This window comes from Paenibacillus tritici (genome assembly GCF_013204885.1).
Classification (GTDB): domain Bacteria; phylum Bacillota; class Bacilli; order Paenibacillales; family Paenibacillaceae; genus Paenibacillus_AQ; species Paenibacillus_AQ tritici.
Genome location: NZ_JABMKX010000005.1, coordinates 237,897 through 263,219 on the forward strand (window position 1 = coordinate 237,897; position 25,323 = coordinate 263,219).

Consider the following 25,323-nt stretch of genomic DNA (forward strand, 5'->3'; position numbering starts at 1 on the left):
CCAAAAAGACACGAGGAACGTACTGTGAAATAAGCTGTGGAGGGAGTTATAGAGAGATGAGTGAGTGGTATGAAACATGTTTTGGCGAGGACTATCTGATCGTATACAGACACAGGGACTTCAGCGGTGCGCGCCATGAGGTGGAGAGTATGATTCAGTGGCTTCGCCTGCCCCGGGGGGCCAAGGTGCTGGATCTCTGCTGCGGCATGGGCCGCCATTCGCTGGCTCTATCCCAGGCGGGGTATGAGGTGACCGGTGTTGACCTGTCGGAGGTGCTGCTGCGTGAGGCGCGTTCGCAGGACGGTGCGGAGAAGGTAACCTGGCTGCGCTCGGATATGCGCTGTCTTCCGCTTGCAGGCGGATTCGACGCTGTGGTTAATCTGTTTACTTCCTTCGGGTATTTTGAAGAGGATGAGGAACAGATCAGGGTGCTGAAGGAGATCTTCCGGATGCTGAAGCCGGGGGGCCGGTTTATTATTGATTTTCTGAATCCGGCCTATGTTATCCGCCATCTTGTTCCCCATTCTGTCCGTGAGGACGGGGATACTCTGATCGACGAATCCCGCCGGATCGAGGAAGGGTATGTGAAGAAGGATATCCAGCTGACCCCGAAGAACGGAGGCGGCCCTTCCCGGATGTGCCGGGAACGGGTGAAGCTCTATACGCTGGAGGATTTCCGCAGCATGATTGCCGCTGCCGGACTGCAGCTGGAGACTGTCCATGGCAGCTATGACGAAGGGGATTATGACGCAGAATCCTCGTCCCGGATGATCTTCACGGGAGTGAGACCCTAATGGCGCGGGAGAGAAGGCTTAGAGGAGAGGAAGGAAGCTTGAACATGGAGAATATTCAATCCTGGGAGGGTGGAGTTCTCCGGGTATCCATACCGATGGGGCTGCCGTTGCGCCAGGTCAACAGTTACCTTCTGCCGGACCAGGACGGAAGGGTAACGGTCATTGATCCCGGTCCTCATACACTGGCTGCTGAGCTTGCCTGGCAGGAGGTGCTGGAGGCCATGAATATTACATGGACACAGGTGCGGGATATCGTGGTTACCCATCATCATCCCGACCATTATGGCCTTGCGGGCTGGATGCAGTCCCGCAGCGGAGCGCGGGTATGGATGACCGAGCGGGCTCATACCGAAGCCGGTCTCGCCTGGGGCGATGAAGCGATTCTGAATGAGGCGCTTCCGGTCTTTTTCCGGCGGCATGGCATGCCGGAGGAGTGGATCACAGGCATCCGCGAGCATCTGGAGGGCTTCCTGCCTGAGGTGACCCCTCAGCCGGAGGTCACCTACATCAATGCCGCGGAGCCGTTTGTGATGGGCAGCCGTAAATGGCAGCCCATCATCACCGGCGGGCATGCGCCGGGGCATGTGTCGTTCTACCACGGCGGCAGCGGGCAGATTCTCTGCGGCGATGCGGTGCTGCCGCAGATATCGCCCAATGTCGGCCTGCAGCCGGGCAGCGATCCGCAGCCGCTGCTGACGTTCCTGCAAGGGCTGCAGGAGCTGCGAAGCCTGCGGGTGGAGCTGGCGTTCCCGGGCCACCGGGAACCGTTCCCGGGGTTCACGGCGCGGGCGGACAGCCTGCTCCGGCATCATGAGGAGCGGCTGGATGCCACAGCGGCGCTGCTTGCAGGCGGACCGCTGAGCGGGTTCGCCGTCTGTGAGGGGCTGTTCCGCAGCCGGATCGCGACCGCGCATCAGATGCGGTTCGCCATGAGCGAGGCGCTTGCCCATCTGGCCGAGCTGGTGCGCCGGGGGCGGGCGGGCGAGACGGAGGCGGGCTCCGGACTGTTGTTCTCGGCTGTATTGGAATAAGCCGAGTTAGTGAGACGAGTTAGTGAGGAGTGCCAGCTAACCGCTACCGGTTAGGTGCAGCATGTAACCCTTAACTGGGGAAGACCATCAGGCAGAGTTTCGGGCAGATGAAGCGATGGTACTGATATACTGGAGTTCCAGTTGTCGGTATCATCGCTTTTTTATGCTGAACATTTTAAAGGTGACCGCCAAGCAGGACTAGAAGCATTAATGCACATGAATCAGCCGCAAGCGCGTGGCAGACGTCAATGGAGAGCATTAATGCACCTGAATCCGCCGAAAGCGGGCGTCAGGCGTCAACGAAGAGCATTAATGCACCTGAATCCGCCGAAAGCGGGCGTCGGGCGTCAACGAAGAGTATTAGTGCACCTGAATCCCCCGCAAGCGGGCGTCAGGCGTCAATGAAGAGCATTAATGCACCTGAATCCGCCAAAGCGGGCGTCAGGCGTCAACGAAGAGCATTAATACACCTGAATCCGCCGCAAGCGGGCGGCAGACGTCAATGAAGAGCATTAATGCACCTGAATCCGCCGCAAGCGCGTGGCAGACGTCAATGAAGAGCATTAATGCACCTGAATCCGCCGAAAGCAGGCGACATGAGGAAACCAAAGGTTAAATCCCACTGATTCCGCCAAAAATGGGCGACATGAGGAAATCAAAGGTATAAATCCCACTGATTCCGCCGGAAGCGGGCAGCATGAGGAAACCAAAGGTATAAATCCCTCTGAATCCGCCGAAAGCAGGCGACATGAGGAAACCAAAGGTATAAATCCCTCTGAATCCGCCGAAAGCAGGCGACATGAGGAAACCAAAGGTATAAATCTCTCTGAATCCGCCGGAAGCAGGCGACATGAGGAAACCAAAGGTATAAATCTCTCTGAATCCGCCGGAAGCAGGCGGCATGAGGAAACCAAAGGTATAAATCCCCCTGATTCAGCCGAAAGCGGGCAGCATGAAGAAACCAAAGGTATAAATCCCTCTGAATCTGCCAAAAGCGGGCAAAGGGGGCTAATAAACAGAACATCTGTTGATTTATGTACAACTGTTAAATATAATGGTTTGACATTGCAATAGACCCAAGTCATAGAAAAGAAGAGGAAGAGGAAGGAGATACGTATGGACAGACGAATCGGGAAGACGCGGGATGCTATATTCAAGGCATTTATCAGTCTGATGGCGGAGAAGAATTTTGAACAGATTACGGTTAATGAAATTGCGGAGCGGGCTAATGTCAGCCGGGGAACGATTTATCTGCATTTTGTGGACAAATATGATCTGCTGAATCAGTGCATTGAACAGGAGATGACGGAGCTGTGTAACAGCTGCATGAACATCGGGGGAAACACTCACCTGGTCTCCTCCGGTCCGCTGCTGCGGACGGCTGAATATCTGGAGCGGCATGCCTTTGTCTTCACCACACTGCTTAATAATAATGGTATTTCTGCCTTCAGAACCCGTCTGCATACAATTCTGCTGCAGGGTCTGAGTGAGCAAATTGATATGACCGGCCTGAACCGGGGGATGAACAAGGAGATGCTGCAGCAATTTCTGGCTTCGGCTGTTGTTGGAGTCATGGAGTGGTGGATCACACATTCGATGCCTTATCCTGCCAAGGAGCTGATCGAAGACATCCTTGTCCTGATGGAACGCAACCAGATGGCGCCCCGGCAGCTGGACAGTGCACAATAGACAGATTATCGCGCTAAGGATTGTCCAGCAGCCTGCTGCCCTACCGGGGCAGGGGCTCCATCCATGTGTTCCGGGGATTCTCTATGAATCCGGCTGGATGATCTTCATTTTGGACGGATTGTTGATTTTGTATTTGACCGGATGCTGGGTGAGCTTCTTGGCGACAATCTTTGCTTCAAAAGAGACGGTGTCGCCCTCCTTAAGCTCCAGCTTCTTCAGCGTAGCGCTATGGCTTGACCAGACCTCTTCAATGGCGAGATCATGTCCTTCTACGGTTACTCCTTCATAGATGATAACTTCATCATCATTATCCGAGAAGTGGTTAGGGACGGTTGTGAACTCTTTTACCACCGCTGTAACCTTGAGCTTGTCTTCAGGCAGCTGCAGCGCAGCCTTCTTTTTGGAGGCGGCTGGCTTGGGCTGCTTAGGCTTAGGAGCCGCTTTCTCGTTAGAAGTCACGCTCTCAGATGAGCCCTCGCCCTCCGCACTTTCGGCAAAAGACGGAGCCTCCCCGCCAGCGGCTTCAATAACCTGATCCTCCATCGTATCTGCTACTGAAACCTCTTCGGATAGATCCTCGGCTCTTGCATCCGCTGCCGCAGACCGTTGTCCGAAGCCTGCTGTCTGCATTTCTTTGAGGTAAGCAGGGTGGATACAGTGCTGCTGTTTATTCTCGAACTGGATCACAACGGTCTGATTATCCACAAACCCCACAATTTCGCAAGGCAGCGTCAGGGCCTGACGCTTGTACATATAGGTTTTGACCCGCGTGGCGGTTCCAGACAACAGATTCCATTCCTTACACCGCTCAATCCGCTCATCCTCACTCTCGAATTCCTGAACGGCCACAGGCTCTACTACGAACGAATAAGTCATGCATACTCGCACCTTTCCAAAATTAGTTTGTCTAACGCTCCTCTTACTCCGGCTCGGTGTTCTCCAAAGAACTGCGCCGCGCGGCCTCTTCGGCATCCTCCGGGGCATGCGGCAGGCCCAGCTCCTGCTCGCGTTCCGCCTGCTTGCGGTGGGCAATACGGCTGCTGGCTGCAGCAGCCACTGCACCGACGATATCATCCAGATAAGTGTGGATCTGGCCGGTGGTTTTGTCATTCAGCCGTTCCAGCACGCCCGGCTTCAGCTTGTCCACATAACCGTAGTTGGTGAAGCCGATGCTGCCATATACATTCACGATGGAGAAGGCGAGAATCTCATCCACCCCGTATAACCCTTCATCATTCTCAATCATATCCTGCAACGGCGCAAACAGCTTGCCTTCTTCGGCGAGCACATCCAGCTGGATGCCGGTCAGTACCGCATTCTGCACTTCACGCTTGCTGAGTACCATCTCCACGTTATGAATACATTCTTCCATGGTCAGGTTCGGATAGTATTTCTTCTGCAGCAGCATGACAAGCTCGGCAATCTCCTGCAGGGTGACCCCGCGCTTCTGCAGCCATAACCGGGTGGCTTCGGCAACGGCCTTGCTGTTGAGGCTGTAAGGAATTTTGGCATCAGTCATGAGAAGTCCTCCATTCGTGAGTGGGTTGTATTAGTAGGTATGTACTAAATTGTACGCAAGCAGCAGACCGATGTCCAGAAACGTCCGGTATTGTATCCCGCAAGCAGGCCGAACCTGTATGAATCCAGCAGTGTCCGCCCCCAAGCAGGGGTTCCGGCAGAACTTCTGTAATTTAGGATAAGCTGTTGTTATTTTTTGGACACTGGGCTCGTATACATAGCAGTACAAACTGATCTTAGCGTTGAAAGGGGTAATGAAGATTGATGAAACCTGTGAAACACATCCGCGGGGCTTCCGCGGCTTGCCTGCTGGCCGTTCCGCTCATGCTCTCCGGCTGCAGTCTGTTCGGTTCGGAATCGGCTGCTGTAGACCCGCCTCCGGCCGCCGTTGAAGCGCAAATGCTGCAAGTAAGCGGCGAAGACACTCTGGATACCGGGGTATTCGCTCCTGTCTCCTCGGAAGAGGGCAATCTCTCGGCAGCTGAAGTTAAGGAACCAGGAGGTTCCGCTGCGGCAGGAGAGCGGACCACTGTATATCTGGAAGATCAGAACGGCCTGCTGGCCCCGGTGTCCCTGTCTTTTCCCAAAGGTAAAGATACGGCCATGCTGAAGGATTCGCTTACTGCGCTGGTCAGCAAGGGCGCCTACGCCGCTGCATTGCCTGAAGGCTTCCAGGGTATACTGCCGGCAGGGACGAAGGTGAACAGTGTGTCTATCGGCCAGGACAATGTAGCCATTGTTGAATTCAACTCCGCATTTAATGACTACAATCCTTCCGATGAACGCAAAATCCTTGAGGCGCTCACCTGGACACTGACCGGGCAGGAGGATATCAAGGGGGTACAGCTCTGGGTCGATGGCAAAAAGCTTACCGAAATGCCGCTGCAGGGCACACCGCTAGACCGGCCGCTGACCCGTACAATGGGCATTAACCTGCCGAAGCATAATGCACTGATGATGAATTCCAGCGCAGTGACGGTCTATTTCGCAGCAGCTTCACCGGATGGCGGTCACCAGTATTATGTTCCGGTTACCCGCTTTGTACCCGCAGGCGGGGATACGGTGAAGGCCGCGCTGAGTGAGCTGATTGCCGGACCGCAGGCCGAGAACGGCCTGGAGATGGTGATGACAGAGGGAACGGTGGTCGATTCCGTCGAGGCAGGACAGAACGGGGTAGTTACCGTATCGCTGACCGATGATATGTTTGACGGCAGCACAAGCATCCCGGAGGAAATGCTGGAGTCGGTTGTGCTGACGGTTGCCCAGAATACAGACGATTCACTGGTACAGATCCGCCTGAACGGCAAAGACAACGTTACGGGAACGAACAACATTGACTACGGCCAGCCGGTTTCCGCACCGGAATATGTAAACGAGCTGCCGTTGTAAATCATTCCGTAGCTTTTTAAAAAGATGCTTTTGTGCCTACTCTTTGATAGAATAAACTATTATTCATCCGCATAACGGGCAGAAGCAGCGGTGCCGTTCTCTTCCATAGAGGACGGCACCCGTTTCTGCGTATAATCTGCGTATAAGATGAGGATGGATACACGCACACAACTTCGCGCTATACGATGTAGGAGGCAGAAAAGATGAGATCAAACGGACGCAACGAAGACCAGCTCCGGCCATTGACAATAACGACCCAAACCAACAAATATGCAGAAGGCTCCGTCATCATTGAGATGGGAGATACCAAAGTCATCTGTACGGCAACCGTAGAAGAGAAGGTTCCTCCGTTTCTGAAGGGACAGGGCAAGGGCTGGGTGACCGCCGAATATTCCATGCTTCCCCGGGCGACCCAGACCCGTAACCAGCGTGAAGCGGCACGCGGCAAGCTGACCGGGCGGACGATGGAGATTCAGCGTCTGATCGGACGGGCTCTGCGTTCAGTAGTGAATCTGCAGGCGCTCGGCGAACGCAGCATCACGCTGGACTGCGATGTCATTCAGGCTGACGGGGGAACACGGACGGCTTCGATCACAGGTGCTTTTGTAGCCATGGCTTTTGCGATGAATAAGCTTGCCCTCCAGAATAAGGTGACCGTCTTCCCGATTACGGACTACCTGGCTGCGATCAGTGTGGGTGTGGTCGGCGACAAAACGCTGCTCGATCTGAACTATGAAGAGGACTCCAAGGCTAAGGTAGATATGAACGTGGTCATGACGGGCGGGGGCGCCTTTGTCGAAGTCCAGGGCACGGGCGAAGACCGGCCGTTTACCCGCCAGGAGCTGGACCAGCTGCTGGGCCTTGGCGAGAAGGGGATCTATGAGCTAATTGCTGTGCAAAAAGAAGTCCTTGGCGCCATCGCGCTCAAAATCCCTTCCGGCCAGACCGGCCAAGAGGTGTAGGATGAAGTCCGGCAGCGGAATTCTGATTGTCGCGACGAAGAACAAAGGCAAGGTGCGGGAGTTCCAGCATGCCTTTGCCCCCCTGGGACTCACCGTCAAAAGCATGTACGATTACCCGGCTCTGCCGGATGTAGTAGAGGACGGGGCAACTTTTGCCGAGAATGCCTTCAAGAAATCCCGCGCCGTAGGGGACGCACTTGGACTGCCGGTGCTTGCAGACGATTCCGGTCTGTGTGTAGAGGCGCTGGACGGAAGTCCGGGAGTGTATTCGGCCCGTTACGCCGGCGAGGATGCGGATGATGAGGCGAATAATCTGAAGCTGATGAGCGAGCTGGAGCGGCTGAAGCAGGGGGAGGACACCGGTCAGCCGCTGCTTAGCCCCGCCCGGTTCGTCTGTGCCCTGTCCCTGTACGATCCGGCTGATGGCCGGGAGTGGACGGCTGAAGGCACGGTTGAAGGCTGGATTACCTCGGAGCCTGCGGGCGGCGGGGGATTCGGTTATGACCCGCTGTTCTATCTCCCGGAGAATGAGAAGACGATGGCTGAGCTGACGTTGGAAGAGAAGCAGGCCATCAGCCACCGGGGCATGGCGCTGCGACTGCTGACAGAGAAGCTTGCCGCTGCGCAGGGCGGCGGTCAATAGAAAATGTAATCCCATATAGAAGTAACCCTTAAGCAGCGTATGCTTTGGGGTTGCTTCTATTTTTTAGATAATAATCCCCCCTAATTATGGAAATTTATCCCTAGCATATCCGCAGACTTTGTATGACAATAAGGTTGACTTCACCCCTTCGCATATCCTGCATCCTCCCACTAACAACTACAGCCGCAAGTAACTTATCCTGGAAGAAATACAAGACGATTATAGCGGAGCGAGCGCTCCGTATGCGGCTGAACTGCGCCTTTTTGAGCTGTGTTACTCTACTCTATCAGTCAGACTGACAGGAATTTAATAGTTTCGCCGGGTGAAGTTTAAGTGAGGTCCGGGAGGTGAGCGCTGGAGCTTTCGCATTCGCGGCTAGGGAAGAACGGTCACTTGATGTCCTTGGATGGCAGAACGCAGGCATGTCAATGAAGCAGGCTTACAGGTTACGCATAGAACCGGGGAGGTAATCACGAAATGGCCTTTATCAAAAAAAAGATCCGCAAACCCTTTGTGCTTGGTTTGGCGGCAGTCCTTATTCTTACCCTTTTTTCGGCTCTTGGTGCCAACAGCAGAACCGCTAATGCCGCCGCAGACTACAAGATTGTCGGCTATTATGCTTCATGGGCCGCTTATGGGCGGGCGTATAATGTAACGGATATTGATCCTGCCAAAATGAATGTCATCAACTACGCCTTTGCCGACATTTGCTGGAATGGGATTCATGGTAACCCTGACCCCAGCGGGCCGAATCCGGTTACGTGGTCATGCCAGAATGAGCAGGGACAGACGATCAGCGTTCCGAACGGTACGGTTGTGCTGGGCGATCCTTGGATCGATGCCCAGAAAAGCTTCGGCGATGACAAATGGGATGACCCGATCAAGGGGAATCTGAAGCAGCTCTGGAAGCTGAAGGAGAAGAATCCTAACCTCAAAACGATGATCTCCGTCGGGGGCTGGACATGGTCGAACCGCTTCTCGGATGTGGCCGCTACTGCGGCAACCCGCGAGGTGTTCGCTAATTCCTCCGTTGATTTCATCCGCAAATACAAGATGGACGGTGTCGATCTGGACTGGGAATATCCGGTCAGCGGGGGACTCGCGGGCAACAGCTACCGTGCAGAGGATAAGCAGAATTATATCCTGCTGCTCCAGAAGATCCGGGAAAAGCTGAATGCGGCCGGGGCTGCTGACGGCAAAACCTATCTCCTGACCATCGCTTCCGGTGCAGGACCCACATACATCCAGAACAATAATCTCAGCGGAATCGCTGCTGTGGTGGACTGGATCAACATTATGACCTATGACTTCAACGGCAGCTGGAACCCCACAACGGGCCATAATGCGCCGCTGTATTATGACCCGGCAGCCGCTTCCTCGGGACTGACCGAGCCGGCGAATTACAATATCGACAAGGCGGTTACCAGCTATTTGAGTGCAGGCGTACCGGCTAACAAGCTGGTGCTCGGCATGCCGTTCTACGGACGGGGCTGGGGCGGTGCCCCGGGTGCAGGCAACGGCCAATATCAGGTGTCCGCCGGGATCTCCTCAACAGGAACGTGGGAGAAGGGGAACTACGATTTTAGTGATCTGGAAGCCAATTACATCAATAAAAACGGCTATACCCGCTACTGGAACAATACCTCCAAAGTTCCGTATCTCTATAACTCTTCAAACCAGACGTTCATCAGCTATGATGATGCCGAATCCATCGGTTACAAAGCCTCTTATTTGAAATCCAAAGGTCTGGCCGGGGCGATGTTCTGGGAGACCAGCGGGGACCGCAACAAAACGTTGCAGACCAAGCTCAGTGCAGAGCTGGGCGGCGGAGTAGTGACCCCAACAGCAACACCGGTGCCGACCGCAACGGTCAAGCCAACCGCGACGCCATCGCCAACGGTTAAGCCGTCGGCTACGCCAACAGCAACGCCTGTGCCGACCGCGACCGTCAAGCCATCGGCTACGCCGACTGTAACGCCATCGCCAACAGCTACTCCGGGTCAATGCACGGCGGCTGCATGGAGTTCGGCTGCCGTCTACACGCAGGGCCAGCAGGTATCTTACGGCGGACTGATCTATCAAGCCCAGTGGTGGACGCAAGGGGATCGGCCGGATCTCAGCGGTGCCTTCGGGGTGTGGAGAGTGATAGGCACCTGCGGTAACGCTACGCCGCAGCCTTCTGCAACGCCATCCCCGACAGTTAGCCCGTCTGCTACGCCGACCCTGGTGCCAACGTCCACGCCTGTAGCGACGACAACGCCTTCGGCTACCCCGGGCGCCGCAGCCTGGGCAGCGGGAACCGCTTATAGTGCTGGCAACATCGTAACTTACAGCGGGCAATCGTACACCTGCCTCCAGGCGCATACCTCGCTGGCCGGTTGGGAGCCTGCTGTCACTCCTGCGCTCTGGAAGCTGAACTGAGGGCGAAAGGGGCAGCAGCCTGACTATAATTAGAAGAGACGGTGCCAGCTTGTAGCTGGTACCGTTTTTTTTGGACTCTAATATAATGCTTAGCGCCATTATGAGTTTTTTGTGCTTCGTTTGGACATATTTATGTTTAATACAAGTTGGCTGTCTTCATTCTCTTTGTGGGGGTGTACATAAGCTTCCACAGGCTGAAATATAATGAAGAGACTTGCGGCTGTCCCGGATTCAAAAATTTGTGAAACGTGATGCCGTTTATTTCGTTATAGTAGTATATAGCGGAAGGTGGTGGGTTCACCGATGGTTGTTTGGGTATTTTGGTTGATTGCCGCTGGTGCCTTATTTGTTGTAGAGATGTTTACGTTTACATTCTATTTATTATGGCTTAGTCTTGGGGCTTTGGCTGCCGGTCTGGTCGCGTTGCTGCTCCCGGATGCATTGCTGCTGCAAGTGGTGGCCGGTTCATTGTTAGCTTTGATCCTGACGGTTTTCACCAAACCCCTGGCGAAAAGATTGCGCAACTCCCGGGGCTTCAAGGATACCGGTACCGATATTGTCGGCAGGCAGGGGCTGGTCGTTGAACCGATTGAGCCGGGCCGTTACGGGCAGGTCAAGGTAGGCGGCGATACTTGGAGTGCGACGTCTACGATGGCGCTGGGCAAGGGGCAACAGGTTATAGTCGTAAGAAGAGGCACCACAATTATTGAAGTAGAACGATGGGGGGATATGTACTGATGGAAATGGCTATTATCGGGATTATTATTGTTGTTGTTGTAGTATTTATCGCACTGACTATCAAAATTGTCCCGCAGCAAAGAGTCGGAGTTGTGGAGCGTCTCGGTAAATTCAACCGTCTGCTGACGCCGGGTCTGAATATTCTGATTCCGGTTATTGATCAGGTGCGGGTCTACCATGACCTGCGGATTCAACAGGCGAATGTACCGCCGCAGACAGTGATCACGAAGGATAACGTACAGGTACAGATCGACACGATTATTTTCTACCAGGTAGTTGGACCGGAAGAAGCAACTTACGGAATTTCCGATTATGTCTATGGTGTGCGAAATATCTCCACAGCCACCATGCGGCAGATTATCGGTAAGCTGGAGCTGGATGAAACCTTGTCCGGCCGTGAAAAAATCTCCTCCGACATCCGTCTTGCCTTGGATGAGGCAACAGAGAAGTGGGGCGTGCGGATCGAGCGTGTCGAAGTTATCGACATCAAGCCGCCGCTTGATATTCAGGAAGCCATGGACAAACAGATGAAGGCAGAACGCAGCAAGCGCGCGATTGTCTTGGAGGCGGAAGCAGCCAAGCAGGATATGATTCTCCGGGCTGAAGGGGATAAGCAGAGTAAGATCCTGAAGGCCGAAGGGGATAAGGAAGCGCGTATCCGTCAGGCGGAAGGTCTCGGTCAGGCGCAGGAGCTGGAAGCCCTCGGCCAGGCGAAGGCGATCGAAGCGGTCGCTCAAGCCGAGAAGATGCGGATTGCCCTGATCGCCAGTGCAGGATTGGATGAAAGTGTGCTGGCTTATCAGTCCTTTGAAGCACTGACTGAAATCTCCAAAGGACCGGCAAACAAAGTATTCCTGCCAACCAGTGCGGTTGAAACGCTTGGCAGTCTGGGTGCGATAGCCGAAGTGTTCAAGGCGAGCAAAGAAGGTAAATAAGCTGTAAGGAGAAGATATTGTGACGCAAAAAAAGATTTCCCCGCTCGTAGAAGCGCTGGGGCTGCAGCCTCATGTTGAAGGCGGATGGTACAAGAGACTTTGGAATTCATCCTTCGAGATTCCCCAGGAGACGCTGGGCGGAAGTTATTCGGGGCCGCGTGCTTCAGCTTCCTCGATTTATTTCCTGCTCCATGAAGGCGAGACCTCGGATTGGCACACCGTGCTATCCTCCGAGATCTGGCTGTATCATTCGGGCAGCCCGATTGTGCTTAGCCTGGGCGGTAGCGGTGAACAGCCAGAGAACGTGACGGAAGTGATTCTGGGTCTGGACATTGCCGCAGGCCAGCAGCCGCAGGTAGTTATTCCTGCCGGAGTGTGGCAGGCAGCCCGTCCGCTCGGTGAAGAGCCGGCGCTGGTCTCCTGCATCGTGTCTCCGGAATTCCATTTCGATGATTTCAAGCTGATCGACAAGAAATAACGGAGTACAAGAATAGAGTCCAGCGGGTAAATTGGCTGTGCTCTATTTTTCTGCCCAGCGGGCATACTCTTTCAGGACATGCTTTTGTCACTTTTGGAGTGTTCTTCCCGATTTGGTATACTGATTCTGATTTTGGATGATTATGAAGGCGTTTTTAAGGTTAAGGATGCTTGATGAAAACTAAATAGGCTTGGAGGGTAAACATATGAGTCAATTGAACGCACCATTTACAGGCGGGCCTACCTTGAACGACGGAGTGACCATGCCGTGGCTGGGTCTTGGCGTATGGCAGACCAAGGATGGCGATGAAGTGATCCGTGCAGTCAAGGCTGCGGTGGAGACTGGTTACCGCAGTATTGATACGGCCGCCGGCTATAACAATGAAGAGGGCGTTGGACAAGCGATCCGTGAATGCGGAGTACCCCGGGAAGAGCTGTTTATTACCACGAAGGTCCGCAATCCTGATCAAGGCTACGAATCGACCCTGAAGGCTTTTGAAGTCAGCCGGAAGAAGCTGGGCCTTGAGCAGGTTGATTTGTATCTGATCCACTGGCCGGTTGCCGGCAAATATAAAGAGACCTGGAAAGCGCTGATCCATCTGCAAAAGGAAGGGCTGGTCAAATCCATCGGCGTAAGCAACTTCCAGCCCCATCATCTTCAGGATATTATTGAAGATAGCGGAGTTGTGCCTGTGGTGGACCAGGTCGAATTCCACCCGCTGCTGACCCAGCGCGAACTGCTCAAATATGCACAGGTGCATGATATCCAGCTGGAAGCCTGGAGCCCGCTGATGCAGGGGAACCTGGATGTGCCGCTGTTGAAGGAACTGGCGGAACGTTACAGCAAGACTGTGGCGCAGATCGTCCTGCGCTGGGATCTGCAGCAGGGTGTCATCACGATTCCGAAGTCTGTCCATGCGGAGCGCATTGTGGAGAATGCCGGTTTCTTCGACTTCACGCTCAGCGACGACGACGTTAAGGCTATCGAAGACCTGAATCAGAACCACCGCTTCGGCCCGGACCCGGATAATTTTAATTTCTGAGGTGTGATAGATTGAACTGAGATTTTTTGGATAAAATCGATGTTGGTCGTAGCTGCGGTGAATTTTGGACTTCCGGCCGCTGTTGTCCCCAGATTTCTCGATTAATACCGCTGTTCGCGGTGGAAATCCGGTGACTGCTGATGCTTCCGAAGCGAGCTTTCCTACGGAAAGCTTTCAAGCGGTCGCTACCGCTCCTATAGTTTCAAAATTCCCCTCCGTACTTTCATCTTTTTGTTGGTTTTTCTCTCAGTCCAATCTATGGGTGGAGGCATAGGCCGTTAACACAAAAAGCAGACCCCTTACTGGTGGTCTGTTCTTTGTGTTCGGGAACAAAGCTCCTAACGACTTGAAGTCAAAGCTCATCAACATACGCTGCCCAGGCTTTTATGATAAGTACATATAGAATCAATTGGGAGGTGCACCTGTGGAATTAACTAGAGATCTTCCGGGAAGCATGGATTGTCGTCGCAGGCATTAAGCCGTTTTGTCATGGAGGTCATGGAGCGGAGGTGAAAAAACATGCCCGCCTGAACGTAAGCTATACGTTCTTGGCGGGCATATTTACTTCTTGTGCAGCATCAGCCGATAGAGACATTGTATGTCCGCAGCCACAGGTCCACCTGGGCCAGATAAGCAAATAACTGCGGGCCGGACATCAGCTGGCCGAACCAAGGCAGGTTGCTGGAGGATTCCGGGGATGCGGCGATTTCACGGATTTTGGCCGGATCGATCAGCGGCAGAATAGGGGATGAAGAATCATCCAGAATGCTCAGTACCTGCGAACGCACCTTATTCAGATAAGCGGGGTTGTGCGTTTTGGGGTACGGGCTTTTTTTGCGGTAGAGCACATCGTCCGGTAATACACCCTCAAGCGCTTTACGCAGAATCCCTTTTTCACGGTTGCCTACAGTCTTAATTTCCCAGGGAATGTTAAAAACATATTGCACCAGCCGGTGGTCGCAATAAGGGACACGAACCTCCAGACCCACCCCCATGCTCATCCGGTCCTTGCGGTCCAGCAGTGTAGGCATGAAGCGGGTTATGTTGAGATAGGACATCACTCGCATCTGCGCCTGTTTGCCGGTCTCGCCGTCAAGCTTCGGTACCTCGGCCACAGCATCGCTGTAGCGGTCACCCAAATATTCCAGCGGATGTATCCAGTCCCTGATTTCTGGCGACAATAGACTCGCACGCATTGCGGGAGCTACCGACCAGGGGAAGGTGCCGGATGTTAACATCTCCTCCCGGTGGAACCAGGGGTAGCCGCCGAAGATTTCGTCTGCGGCTTCGCCTGATATCGCTACGGTCGCTTTCTTTTTGATCTCCTGGCAGAACAAATACAGTGAGGAATCAACGTCGGTCATCCCCGGCAGATCGCGGGAGTAGAGGGCGTTATCGAGTGCCGTTACCAATTCCGGGGTGTCAAAGGCGATAAAGTGATGGTTCGTGTCCAGCTCGTCAATCATCCGCTGAATCCAGGGGCCGTCGGCTCCGGGCTGAAAGGCATGGCTTTTGAAATGCTTATCGTTGTCTACATAATCCACAGAGAAGGTATCGACCCGGCCCTGGCCGGTCCGTTTGTAATAATCTACGGCAAGTGCAGTCAAGGCACTGGAGTCCAGCCCGCCGGAGAGCAGAGAGCAGACCGGAACATCGGAGACCAGCTGGCGTTCAAGCGTATCCTGAAGTAATTCACGCACCCGTGCTGCCGTTTCATCTACGTTATCCGTGTGCTGAACGCTCTCCAGCTTCCAATAAGCATAGGTGCGGATTCCGCTGCGGCTGTAAATCATGGCATGACCGGGGCGAAGCTCGAATATATCTTTGTATACACCCTGTCCCGGTGTCCGGGCCGGACCGATAATGAAGACTTCGGCAAGACCTTCCGGTCCGACCTTCGGCTGGACCTTGGGATGCTGCAGCAGCGCCTTGGGCTCGGAGCCGAATACGAAGACATCGTCCACCTGGCTGTAGAACAAAGGCTTCACGCCCAGCCGGTCACGGGCCAGAAATATCTGATCGCGCAAGCTGTCCCAGACGGCAAAAGCGAAGATGCCATTAAGCTTCTCCGTGCAGTCCGGCCCCCATTCGATATAGGCATGCAGCAGAACCTCCGTATCACATTCTGTGACAAAATGGTGGCCGCGCTGCTTCAGCTCTTTTTTCAGCTCAGGGGCGTTATATAGCTCGCCGTTATATACTATTGCGTACAGCTTATCGTCATGGCGGGCAATCATCGGCTGGGCACCGTTCTCGGGGTCAATGACGCTGAGTCTGCGGTGTCCAAAGGCGATGGGGCCTGAAATCCAGGTTCCGGCTGCATCCGGTCCGCGGTTCGCTAGAGTTTCCGTCATTCTGACAAGCAGTTGCGAGTGCCCTGTAAGATCACCGCGCCACTGGACAAATCCGGTTATTCCGCACATGTCTGGTTCATCCTCTCTTTTGTGCGATTGTTGTCTGTCCTTTCTTTTTTGCCAAGTAATACAGATATATGCCGATTGAAGGGATAAAATGTATGTCCTTATCCGAACACTAGGAAGAGGGAAATTTGCCAGGAGGGATGATGACAAGTGTATTACATTAAAGACGCCAAAATCCGCAGAATGACTGACTACGACGGTGCGCCATGCGCAGAGGTTGGCGTATTGCCTGGAGCTGTGGGCGATTCCCCGCTGTTGGTGTATATTGTTGAGGACCGGCGCGAGGAGGGCTACGAAATTGTCCGTATTCTGACGAATGATGCGGATACGTCCACCGACTGGTTCGACAACAATATGCATGATGCCTTCGAGGATGTTACGGTCAGCGGCTTCACCGGCAGCACGGTGATGAGCCCGGAGGATGAACGTTCCAAGTTCCAGCGCGAACTGCTGATCTTCGGCGAGCTGAAAAAACAGCTGGGTGAGCATTTCCGGCAGCTGTCCTAGCTCCATCTCCTACACTGATTTATAGGCTGAACCCTAGAAGAAGAGGCTTTTCGTGCTGAGGCATGGAGAGCTTTATTTTTTTGGAAGAGTTTGGTCTTGATAATTTGGCTGAATCAGGTATAATGAATAACGTTGCACTAATACATATGAATACAAAGGATTCAATTTGTACAATATTCTTTATATGTCCCGGTAGCTCAGCTGGATAGAGCATGCGCCTTCTAAGCGCACGGTCAGGGGTTCGAATCCCTTCCGGGACGTCAAGAAACAGCCTTCCTTCGGGAGGGCTGTTTCTGCGTTCGGGGGATGAGAACCCAAGGCGCCAGCCGGGGACGTTGGAGCATAAGCTACGATAGCACTACTTCGCAATCAGCCCGAATGGGCTGTATCCCTTCCGGGACGTCAAGAAACAGCCTTCCTTCGGGAAGGCTGTTTCTGCGTTCGGAGGATGAGAACCCAAGGCTTACATCCGGTCCGGCTTGGGCAGACCGAGTACATCCAGTGCCTCGCCCAGAGTGCCGGTGAAGCAGCGGGTCAGCCAGAGGCGGAAAGCGATACTGGCCTCCCCGCCTTTGAGGATCGGGCAGGAGGAGTAGAAATGGTTGAACAGCGAGGCCAGGCCATGGGCATAGTTGCAGATCGTATTCGGCGTAAGTTCCTGACTGGCTGTATAGAGTGTGTCCTGCCACAGGCTGAGCTGCCTCAGCAAGGCAAGCTCGGCGGCTTCGAGCTGCGGCGGAAAGAGCGGCAGCTTGATTTTTTCGCTAACTGCGCCACCCCCGCTGCTACTAAGTGCACCATTCCCGCTGCCGCTAACTGCACCGGTGCTATTGCCTTCCGCCGCAGCGCCGCCCTTGCTGAGCACACGCTGCGCACGGGCATAGGCATACATCAGGTAGACACCGGTGTTGCCGGAGATTTCCATCGCCTGCTTGAAATCAAACACAATTTCTGTGCCCAGATTGAAGCGCAGCAGGTAGTAACGGATGGCGGCGGTGGCGATCAGACGGCTGGACAGGCCATTTTTATCCGCACGGGTGGATTCAATCATATCCTCCATGAGCCGGACCAGCTCGGTAACCTTGATGCCGATTCCCTGGCGGCCGGACATGGCATAGGAGCTTTTGCCGCCGGAGGTATCAATGCCTAGCCCTGCTGCAGAAGCCGGACTAAGCGAGACTACACCATAGCTTACATGATGCAGTGAGTCGGCTTGTCTGGTGAATCCGAGTGCCTTGAGCGCCTGCTTCACCATCGCCTGCGGATACTCCTGTCTGTAATCAATAACATTCACAACCTTGTCAGCTTGTCCGAAAGGCAGAATCTGGCCGGTCATGCCGGTCGTCCACAACCCGCTGTTAAATTCACTGTAGCTGAAATCCTTGCCCAAGAGACCGAATTTCCACAGATGATAAGCGATATCCTTGGCTGTATAGGTCAAAATCCCGTTCGAGCGTACCAGTACTTTATCCTTCTGATGTTCTTCTCCCGTATCCGGCATAGCGTGATCTCCGGCAGGTTGCTTCAGAATCCAGCAGCCGGCCAGCTTTCCTTCATGCTCCTGAACGAACACCTCGGTCTGCGACAAAAGGTCAAACGCGGAAGACCAGAAGCCTTCCTTCAGAATATGGCTCTCCCATACAAGCAGATCGTATTCTATGCCGAAATTCCGCATCTCCTCCACATGCTCTTTCACAATCTGCCCGGCGACAAGATTGCCAATCCACGCCGTGTTGCCGTGCCCCTCTTCCAGCGCATGAAGAATCTCGGTCCGTTTCTGAACGGTTTCCGGCTTCTGCGTGTATGCCTTGTTGATCTCGGCATAAATGTCCCAGCAGTAATCGCCGAAGCGCACATGTTCTCCCGCAAGCGGGATATTCAGCAGACCGACTACCGTATCAGCGAGCTGATTGCCGAGATCATCCACGTAGTTATGCACCTCGACGGAATAGCCGGTATGTTTCAGCATTCGAACCAGTGCATCTCCGATACAGGAGTTTCTTAGATGCCCGATGTGCATACTTTTATTGGGGTTCACAGACGTATGCTCGACAATCACCTTCCCGCCAGTGTTCCGGGGCAGCGCAAAGGTATCCCTGGTTTGCGCCCAAGCCTGCCAATCCATATACATGTTAATAAACCCCGGCGCGGCCACCTCGATTCGCATCAGCAGTCCGTTTACGGAGCCTGAGGCTTGGAGCTCACTGACGATCATTTCGGCTATGGCGTTCGGAGCTTTGCGCAGGGTACGGGCCAATTGCATGGCTATATTACTGGAATAGTCCCCATGCTCCGCATTCGCAGGCTGTTCCAGCTCAACAGTCACCTGAGAGACGGCGGGAGTTCCCAGGCTTACGGATATTTGGTGAATACACTGCTTCAGACTTTCTTGAATAAGCTCACTTAGCATTGGCATGGACAAGACCTCCTGATCATTCATGTAATTGGACGACAAAAAAAGCCTTCGTCTCAAAAGAGACGAGGCTTATGCGCTCGCGGTACCACTCTCGTTGCTAAACCTCACAGTTCAGCCACCTTACAGGTTAACGGTCCTCAGCCGGGGCTTCCTACTCTCAGGGTTCAGAAGTCCATCTCACAGGTGCGCTTCATCGTCCGAATCTGTACCGGCTTCCACTTTCCCGGCTCGCTGGGGACTAGATTTGAGGGCGATTACTCTCCTGATCATCGATTCAATATGGATTTTTATCAGTATAGCGAATTTCTGACAGAAAGCAATAGCAGATTGTGATGCAGCTGGCCGATCTCCGGCTATTATTACTCATCATTGGGCGCTCCTGTCAGATTCTGGATGTCCGTTGAGCCATAAATCAGCAGCATAATTACAATAATCAGCAGGAGTCCTCCGGCAAACCCCTCTCCGTCAAAACTGTCCATATCCCCGTGCCTCACTTTCACTTCCGTTTAGGTGTTCAGGAGTTGTCGGCTTTCTTTTTCAAAGCGGTCATGATCTCGTTCAGCGTAAGGCTGCTGTTGTTATCGAGGAAGCTGACCAGCTTATCGACATTGTCATTGCTCAGATCACTTAAGGTTTTATATTTGCCCACCAGACTGACGAACATGGAGGCGTCCGTGTACATCTGGATGGAGTCAACTTTCAGCTTGCCGGTCAACAGAAGTGCGGCTACGGCAAATTCAAGCCCTTTCGGCGTTTGAGTGTTGGAGCTGGACGCAGTTTTTTTGGCGGCGGGCTTCTTTCCTTTTCCAGGAGGGGGCATGGGACTCCCTTCTTCCGTTCGGCGTTCGTATGGGAAGCGCAGTATAGGCGGTATTCCTTAGTAAAAGATATGCGTCTCTGCAGATATTGGTGAATAGGTTCAGACCTATGTCCACACCGTTATGCCATTGCCCGAATATGAATAGATTGTGCAAGTAATAATTAATCATTGCCGGAAGTGGAGTATCACAGGCAGCAATACCAATTACAACAGGAAGGATGAGACAGGATGGCAATTTTGTCAACAGGACCTATTGAAAATAATGCCGTTTCCGGAGTCAGGCCTACGCAGACTGTTACGGTAAGAATATTGAAACGGAATGCGCCGGGAGGCTCCGCTGTCACTATTCAGGGTTATGTACTGGGAGCGACAAGAACGCTGTATGTCAGTGAGACTATTAATGTTAATCCGAATGAAGTGGTGACCCGGAATTATTTTGCCGATCTGGATGGCTATGAATTTATTTTTACGGTTGGAGATGCAGATGTAGAGGACGTTGAGATTTCAGTCTGGGGCAAAACATCAACCGGCCAGCTGGTGAATGCTCATCGTGTGGTTTCGCATGAGCAACTAAACCCGGAAGATTAGACTGGTAATGCCATAGGATATAAAGAACAGGGACTCTTCCAAGCGTGATCGCTTAGGAGAGTCCCTGCTCTGGCGTTATACCAGGGCGCAAGTCAGGGGCTGAGTCTCCATGCGCCAGAATAAAGCTCATGAACAAGCACCTCTTGAGTAAGTTATAAATCGACCTTGGATTATACCGGACTTGCTGGAAGCATCCAATCGGGACAGGCTGCCTCCAGCGGATAATAGGGAGTGCTGCTGCGCCCAATGTGTCAGCTTCTCGCTACCTCAGCGTTTCCAGTCACAACATTCCCAGCCACATCATTCCCAGAATCTCAGAGCCACGCCTCTACCAACCTGTCGCAACACACCTTAGCTATTTGAGGTGATTGCACTTAGTGCAATAGAAACCGTACCTTTCCGCTCAGAAAAGCATTCTATTGCACTTCATACATTTGATTCCCGGATTTCTGCTCAAATACATCCTTAACCCGAAATTCTAGTGTACGAAGTACAATAGATTCAATTTCTCAACGATTTTGGAGGTGTTCTGTTGTACAAAATACAGCAGAATGGCAGAGTGGTATAGCAGCAAGCAGCAAGCAGCAAGCAGCAAGCAGCAATACACCAGCCCCAGGCTTCGTTGGCTTGAGTAACAGCATGCCATAAACTGGCAGGTCAGAGCGAGAGGATCTCACGGATGTCATGCTCGCTCAGGCTGGACAGAGCCTCCTGCCCCGGCTGAATGACTTCGTCTATCAGGTTTTTCTTCTTTTGCTGCAGCTCGTACATTTTATCTTCTACCGTTCCCTGAGCCACCAGGCGGATCACCTGGACGACTTTCTTCTGCCCGATCCGGTGGGCCCGGTCAGCCGCCTGCTGCTCGACGGCAGGGTTCCACCACAGATCATAGAGAATGACGGTATCGGCACCGGTCAGATTGAGACCGGTGCCGCCTGCCTTCAGCGAGATCAGGAACAAGTCTCGTTCGCCTTCATTGAAGCGGCTGCACAGCTCTACACGCTGGGAGGCCGGGGTTTGCCCGTCCAGGTAGAAATGCGGAATCCCCAGCAAAGCTATTTCACGACTGATCATGCCGAGCATTTGCGTGAACTGCGAGAAGATGAGCATCCGTTTGCCGGAGCTGCGGCATTCGTCGATAATCTCCAGCAGCTGCTCGAATTTGCCGGAGCCTCCTGTGTACCCGTCCACGAACAGGGCGGGATGGCAGCATAGCTGGCGCAGCCGGGTAAGTCCGGCAAGGACCTTGATCCGCCCATTGCCGAAGCTATCGCTGTCCAGATGCTTGAGCGCTTCTTTGCGCAGTCTGGCCAGATAGGCCACATAGAGCTTTTTCTGCTCGGGCAGCAGCTCCGAGGCCTGCAGGGACTCGATCTTATCCGGCAGCTCCTTCAGCACATCGCTTTTGAGGCGGCGGAGAAGGAAAGGGCGGGCGCGCCGGGCCACCGTCTCCCGGGGCAGGTCATGGAAGGCTTTCTTGCCGGGAAACAGTCCGGGGAAGACTACGCCGAAGATCGACCACAGATCCTCCAGCGCATTCTCCACCGGTGTTCCGGTCAGCGCAAACCGGTAGCGGGCCTGAAGCAGCTTGACCGCCTGGGCGGTCATCGTCTCATGATTCTTGATCATCTGCGCTTCATCCAGAATGAGGGTATGGAAGGAACGCTTGGCGTACTCTTCCACATCTCTGCGCAGTAGCGGATACGAGGTGATGATGACATCGTGCCCCGCCGCATTCCGCAGGGTCCGGCTGCGCTCACCGGCGTTGCCGTCAGCGATGACGGCCTGTATCTCCGGGGCGAAGCGCTTCAGCTCGTTCTGCCAGTTATAGAGCAGGGAGGCCGGTGCTACAATAAGCGCTGGTATGCCGCTCTGCCGGATGTCCGCCAGCTCGGAGAGCAGGAAGGCGATGCTCTGGAGCGTTTTGCCCAGGCCCATATCGTCTGCCAGAATCCCGCCGAAGCGGTAATGGGCCAGCGTCTTCATCCACTGGAAGCCGTACTGCTGATAATCCCGAAGCACAGGGGCCAGACTCTCCGGCAATGGGAAGTCCAGATTCTCGGGACTCGACATATTGGCCAGCAGCCGCCGGAAGGAGCGGCCGATCTGGATGGTCTCTCCCTGGACATTACCCGTCTGGAGATGAAGGGCGCGGACCAGCGGCAAGGAGAGCTCTGTGCTGTGAATATCACTGCCGCGGAGACCAAGCTCGTTCATCAAAGCGATGATTTCCTGGAATTCCGCAGTATCCAGCGGGAGCAGGGCACCGTCCGGCAGCCGGTAATATTTACGCTTCTCCTGAAGGGCTTTCAGCACCAGTGTAATGTCCTTCTCCGCGATACCCTCCATGGCGAACTTGAAGTCCAGCCAGTCGGTCTTCTCATTCCAGCTCAGGCTGACCTTGGGCGCAGCATGATCAGTCAGGACTCTTCCCTTGACCGCGGTAGTGGCGTAGACCTGAAGCAGCGGCTCCAGCAGCGGGATAGTATGGTGGAGGAAGTCGAATTCCCCGTCCTCATCCCGCATGATATAGCCGCTCTCCGTCCGCGCGAAGGACTCATGGGCCATCAGGTCCAGAATCCGCCGTTCCGCCTCCCCGTCCCGCATCAGAATGACCTCGCTGCTCCGCTCATGGGCCTTCTCTTCCAGCGGGTTGATGACGATTCCGCCATACTGGAATTCAAGCCCGGCCAGCAGCCGGTCCCGCACCCGGTCCAGGTAGAGTCTCGCATGAAGCTGTGCCTGGACAATGCGGCCGGCAATGGCATCGGCAATGCTCACCCGGCCTAATTTTTTGAGTCCCGGAATGACCGCCTCCATGAACGGCTCCATCTGCTCAGGCGCAATCGTAATGGCGTCCCGCCGGTTGTTGTTCAGCATCCGTTTGAGCTCGGAGAGACGCCCGCATTCCTGTGCAGGCAGCTTAAGCAGCTTGCCTTCGGATAAGACCAGCCCGTAATTCTCAAGAACCGTAAGCTGCTCAAGCCCCTGAACGTCCAGCCGGTATCCTTCCTCCTGCGCCTGGTCGAACTGAAAGCTTAGGGGCAGAGGCTCATCCGAGAGAGACAAGGTGTCGTGCAGATGCTGTCCGTGCTGTAGACGTACGGCGGGCGCCGCCTCCAGTGCAGGGAACAGGCTCTCCCAGAAAAACGGAGCAACAGGCAGCAGCCGCTCATTTCCCGGGTGGCTGCCATGGGGAGCATAGGGATTAAGGGTGTTATGGTAGATTTTTTCGTTCAGCATCATGTCAATCAGCTTCTGCAGGACCGCATTATCCTCCTTGGAGAAGCTGTGCTGGGCGGGATCATACGTGAAATGCCTGGTGAATTCAAAGGGCTCACCGCGGTGAACATGCTCCAGAAAGACTCTGATCCCCGGCACGATGTAGAGGCGCTTCGGGCCTACCTTCAGTTCGATCCCAAGCATCGTGCTGCTGTAGCTGTAGGAGAAGGACTTGCAGATGAACTCTACCTGCAGCGGTGTCCGCAGATCCACATAAGTACCGGCGCCGCTTGGACGCTGCCGGACGCCGGTGAACATCCCGAGCATGCTGCTCACCAGCTGCCTGTCTCCGTCCTGTCCTCTGCGCTCATCCCCGGAAGGTCCGGCGCTGCGGGGCGTTAGCAGCCTGCCGGTCGCCCCGGTATAAGGCTCCTCCGCGTCCCCGCCGTCGGTATCCGCAGCCGGTTCAGCTTCAGCGGCACGGCCGGCATAGAGAACAGCAACCAGCGCTGCCGCAATATGCTTGCAGAAGGGTCCGCCGTGAGTATAGGCCGGGCAGGAGCATTCCCCCTGCACATCCCCGTCACTGTCTATGATCAGCGCGACCTCATGGCTCTCCAGTCCATGCACCTCAGCGCGGTATTTGGAATACTCTTCTTCATGGTTATGCTCCGTATAGACAAGCTCCACCTTACGGGCATGATAATAAGCCACTCCCTGGTCGTAAGCAGCGCTGCCGCACAGCAGCTTGATAACCCGTTCCGGCACCTGATAACCCATCGTATGATCACTTCCTTCTATTCCTTGTGACTAAGCTGCCCCGTTCTGTAATAGCTGTAATACCCATAATAACAGAACAGGCGTACGCCTTCAAAAGGAGAAAATACCAGTATGATCTCCTCGTCCCCATATCTCTTATCTTGCTTATACCGGTATGCTGAAAAACCCGAAAGAGCAGCCATAGATGCTGTCCTCCGGGTTAGGCCTTGCAGGTGAATCATCCCGCTCCGCCAATGCCGTGCAGAATGAAGCGGAGCGTCTGTTCAATCTCTTCCTCGTCGTTCCAGTGATGGTCCGGCATCAGCAGCAGGCGGACCAGCAGATAGCCGATAATGGCCGAGATGGTGAAGCGGATGATCGCAGGGGTTGGGGCATCAATAATCTCGCCCTGCTGCTTGAAGTGTTCCGTGATTGTAGTTACACGCGCCAATACCTGCTCGAAAATATTCTGGACCAGCTGCTCCTTCAGCGCGGGCTGGAAGGGGATCTCCTGGATCAGAATTTTGACGATCTTCAGGTTCCTGCGGACGAAATCCAGCCGGTTGATCATGAAGGCCCTCAGGAAAGCCTCGTAGCTCTCAAAGGGGACATCCAGTACCCCGCTGAAATTGCGCAGGACAAACGGAGCAATCATCCGGCTCATCGTCGGGACAACGATGGCCAGCAGCAGATCCTTTTTGGTTTTGTAATAACGGAAGATCGTTCCTTCCGCCACGCCTGCCTTCTGGGCGATCTCGCTGGTGGCGGCTGCCGAGAACCCCTTCTCTGCAAAAACATCAATGGCCGCCCGCAGAATGGACAGCTGCTTGGGTGTTACTTGCTCCTGTTCGCTGAGAGCCAGCAGCTCCTGGACCCACTGCTCCTCCTCCAGCTGCCCGGCAGCATGGTCTTTCTCCATGATAGAACCTCCCGACTCTTGCAATTCCTCCT

21 protein-coding genes, 1 tRNA gene and 1 other annotated feature are annotated in these 25,323 nt (G+C 54.2%); of the genes, 14 read left to right on the forward strand and 8 right to left on the reverse strand.

Translation table 11 applies throughout. The features are described from left to right. The first annotated feature begins 56 nt into the window (after nt 1-56). Nucleotides 57-794, forward strand: coding sequence for a class I SAM-dependent methyltransferase (locus HQN87_RS10750; protein ID WP_173132030.1), 738 nt, complete (start codon nt 57-59; stop codon nt 792-794). Between the two features lie 44 nt (nt 795-838). Then, nucleotides 839-1,825 (forward strand): MBL fold metallo-hydrolase, encoded by a 987-nt coding sequence (locus HQN87_RS10755; protein ID WP_173132033.1) that lies wholly within the window; start codon nt 839-841, stop codon nt 1,823-1,825. Between the two features lie 612 nt (nt 1,826-2,437). Here the strand turns inward: HQN87_RS10755 and HQN87_RS10760 are convergent. Beyond that, entirely contained in the window at nt 2,438-2,728 is a 291-nt protein-coding gene (locus tag HQN87_RS10760; protein ID WP_173132036.1) for a hypothetical protein, read from the reverse strand. 213 nt (nt 2,729-2,941) lie between these two features. Here HQN87_RS10760 and HQN87_RS10765 point away from each other — a divergent pair, with 213 nt between their 5' ends. Continuing rightward, nucleotides 2,942-3,514, forward strand: a complete 573-nt coding sequence (locus HQN87_RS10765; protein ID WP_173132039.1) for a TetR/AcrR family transcriptional regulator — start codon at nt 2,942-2,944, stop codon at nt 3,512-3,514. An 81-nt stretch (nt 3,515-3,595) separates the two neighbouring features. Here HQN87_RS10765 and HQN87_RS10770 read toward each other — a convergent pair whose 3' ends face one another. Continuing rightward, on the reverse strand, nt 3,596-4,390 hold the full coding sequence (locus tag HQN87_RS10770; RefSeq protein ID WP_173132041.1) for a hypothetical protein: 795 nt from the start codon (nt 4,388-4,390) through the stop codon (nt 3,596-3,598). 43 nt (nt 4,391-4,433) lie between these two features. Beyond that, nucleotides 4,434-5,033, reverse strand: coding sequence for a phosphatidylglycerophosphatase A family protein (locus HQN87_RS10775; protein ID WP_173132044.1), 600 nt, complete (start codon nt 5,031-5,033; stop codon nt 4,434-4,436). A gap of 263 nt (nt 5,034-5,296) precedes the next feature. Here HQN87_RS10775 and HQN87_RS10780 point away from each other — a divergent pair, with 263 nt between their 5' ends. The 8 genes from HQN87_RS10780 (at nt 5,297) to HQN87_RS10815 (ending at nt 13,640) form a co-directional block, all read left to right on the forward strand. Further along, nucleotides 5,297-6,421 (forward strand): GerMN domain-containing protein, encoded by a 1,125-nt coding sequence (locus HQN87_RS10780; protein WP_173132046.1) that lies wholly within the window; start codon nt 5,297-5,299, stop codon nt 6,419-6,421. Nucleotides 6,422-6,624: 203 nt separating this feature from the next. After that, nucleotides 6,625-7,383 (forward strand): ribonuclease PH, encoded by a 759-nt coding sequence (rph, locus tag HQN87_RS10785; RefSeq protein WP_173132049.1) that lies wholly within the window; start codon nt 6,625-6,627, stop codon nt 7,381-7,383. 1 nt (nt 7,384) lies between these two features. Further along, the gene (locus tag HQN87_RS10790) at nt 7,385-8,026 is read left to right on the forward strand and encodes an XTP/dITP diphosphatase (RefSeq protein WP_173132052.1); all 642 of its coding nucleotides are present in this window, start codon (nt 7,385-7,387) and stop codon (nt 8,024-8,026) included. Nucleotides 8,027-8,503: 477 nt separating this feature from the next. Next, nucleotides 8,504-10,447 carry a glycosyl hydrolase family 18 protein gene (locus tag HQN87_RS32700; protein WP_173132055.1) on the forward strand — a complete coding sequence of 648 codons (1,944 nt, stop codon included), beginning with the start codon at nt 8,504-8,506 and terminating at the stop codon, nt 10,445-10,447. A 324-nt stretch (nt 10,448-10,771) separates the two neighbouring features. Further along, complete coding sequence (locus tag HQN87_RS10800) at nt 10,772-11,185, forward strand: NfeD family protein (RefSeq protein ID WP_254075448.1); 414 nt, start codon at nt 10,772-10,774, stop codon at nt 11,183-11,185. After that, nucleotides 11,185-12,120 carry an SPFH domain-containing protein gene (locus HQN87_RS10805; RefSeq protein WP_173132559.1) on the forward strand — a complete coding sequence of 312 codons (936 nt, stop codon included), beginning with the start codon at nt 11,185-11,187 and terminating at the stop codon, nt 12,118-12,120. The genes HQN87_RS10800 and HQN87_RS10805 overlap by 1 nt, the downstream gene beginning before the upstream one ends. A gap of 19 nt (nt 12,121-12,139) precedes the next feature. Further along, nucleotides 12,140-12,598, forward strand: a complete 459-nt coding sequence (locus tag HQN87_RS10810; RefSeq protein ID WP_173132061.1) for a cupin domain-containing protein — start codon at nt 12,140-12,142, stop codon at nt 12,596-12,598. A gap of 205 nt (nt 12,599-12,803) precedes the next feature. Next, complete coding sequence (locus HQN87_RS10815) at nt 12,804-13,640, forward strand: aldo/keto reductase (RefSeq protein ID WP_173132064.1); 837 nt, start codon at nt 12,804-12,806, stop codon at nt 13,638-13,640. A 578-nt stretch (nt 13,641-14,218) separates the two neighbouring features. On the opposite strand, the gene asnB is transcribed toward HQN87_RS10815, so the two are convergent. Continuing rightward, the gene (asnB, locus tag HQN87_RS10820; protein ID WP_173132067.1) at nt 14,219-16,063 is read right to left on the reverse strand and encodes an asparagine synthase (glutamine-hydrolyzing); all 1,845 of its coding nucleotides are present in this window, start codon (nt 16,061-16,063) and stop codon (nt 14,219-14,221) included. Nucleotides 16,064-16,210: 147 nt separating this feature from the next. Here asnB and HQN87_RS10825 point away from each other — a divergent pair, with 147 nt between their 5' ends. Together HQN87_RS10825 and HQN87_RS10830 are read left to right on the forward strand one after the other, a co-directional pair. Next, nucleotides 16,211-16,567: a hypothetical protein gene (locus HQN87_RS10825; protein ID WP_173132070.1), complete on the forward strand. Its 357-nt coding sequence runs from the start codon at nt 16,211-16,213 to the stop codon at nt 16,565-16,567. A gap of 186 nt (nt 16,568-16,753) precedes the next feature. After that, a tRNA-Arg gene (locus HQN87_RS10830) sits at nt 16,754-16,827 on the forward strand. 203 nt (nt 16,828-17,030) lie between these two features. On the opposite strand, the gene HQN87_RS10835 is transcribed toward HQN87_RS10830, so the two are convergent. Next, nucleotides 17,031-18,977 (reverse strand): arginine--tRNA ligase, encoded by a 1,947-nt coding sequence (locus tag HQN87_RS10835; protein WP_173132561.1) that lies wholly within the window; start codon nt 18,975-18,977, stop codon nt 17,031-17,033. A gap of 61 nt (nt 18,978-19,038) precedes the next feature. Next, nucleotides 19,039-19,262, reverse strand: a binding site (T-box leader). 235 nt (nt 19,263-19,497) lie between these two features. Further along, nucleotides 19,498-19,803: a hypothetical protein gene (locus HQN87_RS10840; protein ID WP_173132072.1), complete on the reverse strand. Its 306-nt coding sequence runs from the start codon at nt 19,801-19,803 to the stop codon at nt 19,498-19,500. Between the two features lie 228 nt (nt 19,804-20,031). On the opposite strand from HQN87_RS10840, the gene HQN87_RS10845 reads away from it, so the two are divergent. Beyond that, nucleotides 20,032-20,391, forward strand: a complete 360-nt coding sequence (locus HQN87_RS10845; RefSeq protein ID WP_173132075.1) for a hypothetical protein — start codon at nt 20,032-20,034, stop codon at nt 20,389-20,391. Between the two features lie 657 nt (nt 20,392-21,048). Here the strand turns inward: HQN87_RS10845 and HQN87_RS10850 are convergent. Next, nucleotides 21,049-24,393, reverse strand: coding sequence for a DEAD/DEAH box helicase (locus HQN87_RS10850; RefSeq protein ID WP_173132078.1), 3,345 nt, complete (start codon nt 24,391-24,393; stop codon nt 21,049-21,051). 217 nt (nt 24,394-24,610) lie between these two features. Continuing rightward, nucleotides 24,611-25,291 (reverse strand): TetR/AcrR family transcriptional regulator, encoded by a 681-nt coding sequence (locus HQN87_RS10855; RefSeq protein WP_173132081.1) that lies wholly within the window; start codon nt 25,289-25,291, stop codon nt 24,611-24,613. Between the last annotated feature and the right edge of the window lie 32 nt (nt 25,292-25,323).

Bases quoted from the DNA above. Each gene is read 5' to 3' on its own strand.
- HQN87_RS10755 (WP_173132033.1), top strand. From the start codon at position 839: ATGGAGAATATTCAATCCTGGGAGGGTGGAGTTCTCCGGGTATCCATA.
- rph (WP_173132049.1), top strand. From the start codon at position 6,625: ATGAGATCAAACGGACGCAACGAAGACCAGCTCCGGCCATTGACAATA.
- HQN87_RS10780 (WP_173132046.1), top strand. From the start codon at position 5,297: ATGAAACCTGTGAAACACATCCGCGGGGCTTCCGCGGCTTGCCTGCTG.
- HQN87_RS10770 (WP_173132041.1), bottom strand. From the start codon at position 4,390: ATGACTTATTCGTTCGTAGTAGAGCCTGTGGCCGTTCAGGAATTCGAG.
- HQN87_RS10840 (WP_173132072.1), bottom strand. From the start codon at position 19,803: ATGCCCCCTCCTGGAAAAGGAAAGAAGCCCGCCGCCAAAAAAACTGCG.
- HQN87_RS10765 (WP_173132039.1), top strand. From the start codon at position 2,942: ATGGACAGACGAATCGGGAAGACGCGGGATGCTATATTCAAGGCATTT.
- HQN87_RS32700 (WP_173132055.1), top strand. From the start codon at position 8,504: ATGGCCTTTATCAAAAAAAAGATCCGCAAACCCTTTGTGCTTGGTTTG.
- HQN87_RS10845 (WP_173132075.1), top strand. From the start codon at position 20,032: ATGGCAATTTTGTCAACAGGACCTATTGAAAATAATGCCGTTTCCGGA.
- HQN87_RS10750 (WP_173132030.1), top strand. From the start codon at position 57: ATGAGTGAGTGGTATGAAACATGTTTTGGCGAGGACTATCTGATCGTA.
- HQN87_RS10835 (WP_173132561.1), bottom strand. From the start codon at position 18,977: ATGCTAAGTGAGCTTATTCAAGAAAGTCTGAAGCAGTGTATTCACCAA.
- asnB (WP_173132067.1), bottom strand. From the start codon at position 16,063: ATGTGCGGAATAACCGGATTTGTCCAGTGGCGCGGTGATCTTACAGGG.
- HQN87_RS10850 (WP_173132078.1), bottom strand. From the start codon at position 24,393: ATGGGTTATCAGGTGCCGGAACGGGTTATCAAGCTGCTGTGCGGCAGC.
- HQN87_RS10760 (WP_173132036.1), bottom strand. From the start codon at position 2,728: ATGCCGCCTGCTTCCGGCGGATTCAGAGAGATTTATACCTTTGGTTTC.
- HQN87_RS10815 (WP_173132064.1), top strand. From the start codon at position 12,804: ATGAGTCAATTGAACGCACCATTTACAGGCGGGCCTACCTTGAACGAC.
- HQN87_RS10790 (WP_173132052.1), top strand. From the start codon at position 7,385: ATGAAGTCCGGCAGCGGAATTCTGATTGTCGCGACGAAGAACAAAGGC.
- HQN87_RS10805 (WP_173132559.1), top strand. From the start codon at position 11,185: ATGGAAATGGCTATTATCGGGATTATTATTGTTGTTGTTGTAGTATTT.
- HQN87_RS10855 (WP_173132081.1), bottom strand. From the start codon at position 25,291: ATGGAGAAAGACCATGCTGCCGGGCAGCTGGAGGAGGAGCAGTGGGTC.
- HQN87_RS10775 (WP_173132044.1), bottom strand. From the start codon at position 5,033: ATGACTGATGCCAAAATTCCTTACAGCCTCAACAGCAAGGCCGTTGCC.